This is a genomic window from Endozoicomonas sp. NE40 (assembly GCF_040549045.1).
In the GTDB taxonomy this organism is placed as follows: Bacteria; Pseudomonadota; Gammaproteobacteria; order Pseudomonadales; family Endozoicomonadaceae; genus Endozoicomonas_A; species Endozoicomonas_A lisbonensis.
In genome coordinates this window covers 2,362,501-2,365,000 of the sequence record NZ_JBEWTB010000002.1, presented here as the reverse complement: position 1 = coordinate 2,365,000, position 2,500 = coordinate 2,362,501, and the positions used below count along the sequence as shown (strand labels likewise).

The window sequence follows — 2,500 nt, the reverse complement described above, 5'->3', positions numbered from 1 at the left end:
GGAGGACCGAACCCACTGTCGTTGAAAAGCCAGGGGATGACTTGTGGATAGGAGTGAAAGGCTAATCAAGCCCGGAGATAGCTGGTTCTCCTCGAAAGCTATTTAGGTAGCGCCTCTTGTCTCACCATCGGGGGTAGAGCACTGTTTGGGCTAGGGGGTCATCCCGACTTACCAACCCCATGCAAACTCCGAATACCGATGAGTGCAATCAAGGGAGACACACGGCGGGTGCTAACGTCCGTCGTGGAAAGGGAAACAACCCAGACCGTCAGCTAAGGTCCCAAAGTAATAGTTAAGTGGGAAACGATGTGAGAAGGCCCAGACAGCCAGGAGGTTGGCTTAGAAGCAGCCACCCTTTAAAGAAAGCGTAATAGCTCACTGGTCGAGTCGGCTCGCGCGGAAGATTTAACGGGGCTCAAACTATTCACCGAAGCTACGGGTTCAATGTTTTACATTGAGCGGTAGAGGAGCGTTGTGTAAGCGGTTGAAGGTGTGCCGGGAGGCATGCTGGACGTATCACAAGTGCGAATGCTGACATGAGTAACGATAAGGGGAGTGAGATCCTCCCCCGCCGGAAGACCAAGGGTTCCTGCGCAACGCTAATCGGCGCAGGGTGAGTCGGCCCCTAAGGTGAGGTCGAAAGACGTAATCGATGGGAAACAGGTTAATATTCCTGTACCCCTTTTGACTGCGACGGAGTGACGGAGAAGGCTAGGCCAGCACGGTGATGGTTATCCGTGTTTAAGGTCGTAGGCTGTGGGTTCAGGCAAATCCGGACCCACAAAGCCGAGAACTGATGACGAACCGGCTACGGCCGGGAAGTGGTTGATGCCATGCTTCCAGGAAAAACTTCTAAGCTTCAGGTCAAAAGGGACCGTACCCCAAACCGACACAGGTGGTCAGGTAGAGAATACCAAGGCGCTTGAGAGAACTTGGGTGAAGGAACTAGGCAAAATGGCACCGTAACTTCGGGAGAAGGTGCGCCGGCTGGTGTGAAGGGCTTGCCCCGTAAGCACCGGCTGGTCGAAGATACCAGGTGGCTGCGACTGTTTATTAAAAACACAGCACTGTGCTAACACGTAAGTGGACGTATACGGTGTGACGCCTGCCCGGTGCCGGAAGGTTAATTGATGGGGTTAGCTTAGGCGAAGCTCTTGATCGAAGCCCCGGTAAACGGCGGCCGTAACTATAACGGTCCTAAGGTAGCGAAATTCCTTGTCGGGTAAGTTCCGACCTGCACGAATGGCGTAACGATGGCCACGCTGTCTCCACCCAAGACTCAGTGAAATTGAAATCGCTGTTAAGATGCAGTGTATCCGCGGCTAGACGGAAAGACCCCGTGAACCTTTACTACAGCTTCACAGTGGATCTTGATGTTGCTTGTGTAGGATAGGTGGGAGGCTTTGAAGTGTGGACGCCAGTCTGCATGGAGCCAACCTTGAAATACCACCCTGGCAATATTGAGGTTCTAACCCAGGTCCCTTACCGGGATCGGGGACATTGTGTGGTGGGTAGTTTGACTGGGGCGGTCTCCTCCCAAAGAGTAACGGAGGAGCACGAAGGTTGGCTAAGCACGGTCGGACATCGTGCGGTTAGTGTAAAGGCACAAGCCAGCTTGACTGCGAGACGTACATGTCGAGCAGGTACGAAAGTAGGTCTTAGTGATCCGGTGGTTCTGAATGGAAGGGCCATCGCTCAACGGATAAAAGGTACTCCGGGGATAACAGGCTGATACCGCCCAAGAGTTCACATCGACGGCGGTGTTTGGCACCTCGATGTCGGCTCATCACATCCTGGGGCTGAAGCCGGTCCCAAGGGTATGGCTGTTCGCCATTTAAAGTGGTACGCGAGCTGGGTTTAGAACGTCGTGAGACAGTTCGGTCCCTATCTGCCGTGGACGTTGGAAGTTTGAGGAGAGCTGCTCCTAGTACGAGAGGACCGGAGTGGACGAACCACTGGTGTTCGGGTTGTGTCGCCAGACGCATTGCCCGGTAGCTAAGTTCGGACGGGATAACCGCTGAAAGCATCTAAGCGGGAAGCCCCCTTCAAGATGAGACTTCCCTTGGCCCTAGAGGTCACATAAGAGACGTTGAAGACTACGACGTTGATAGGCTGGGTGTGTAAGCGTTGTGAGGCGTTGAGCTAACCAGTACTAATGACTCGAGAGGCTTGACCATATAACGCCAAAGCGATTTGGTGCCATGCACTAGAGAGTGTAAAAGCAAGAACAAAGCTCATTTAAAACAGATTTTGGATTCCGGAAGCTGAGATAAACATCTCAACTTCAGCCAGTTTTGCCTGGTGACCATAGAGTGTTGGAACCACCCGATCCCATCCCGAACTCGGAAGTGAAACGACACATCGCCGATGGTAGTGTGGGGATTCCCCATGTGAGAGTAGGTCATCGCCAGGCACTTATTAGAGAACCCTGATAGAGAAATCTGTCAGGGTTTTTGCTATGTGCGGAAAAAATACAAATAGATGATTCTTTGGTGTTAGC

The 2,500-nt window shown here is 52.7% G+C and carries 2 rRNA genes (1 of these 2 cut by a window edge); both read left to right on the top strand.

Annotated features, from left to right (window positions below):
- Nucleotides 1-2,177, top strand: a 23S ribosomal RNA gene (locus V5J35_RS11760); it begins 716 nt to the left of the window's first position.
- A gap of 120 nt (nucleotides 2,178-2,297) precedes the next feature.
- Nucleotides 2,298-2,413: ribosomal RNA gene (gene rrf / locus V5J35_RS11755) — 5S ribosomal RNA — on the top strand.
- Nucleotides 2,414-2,500: the final 87 nt, after the last annotated feature.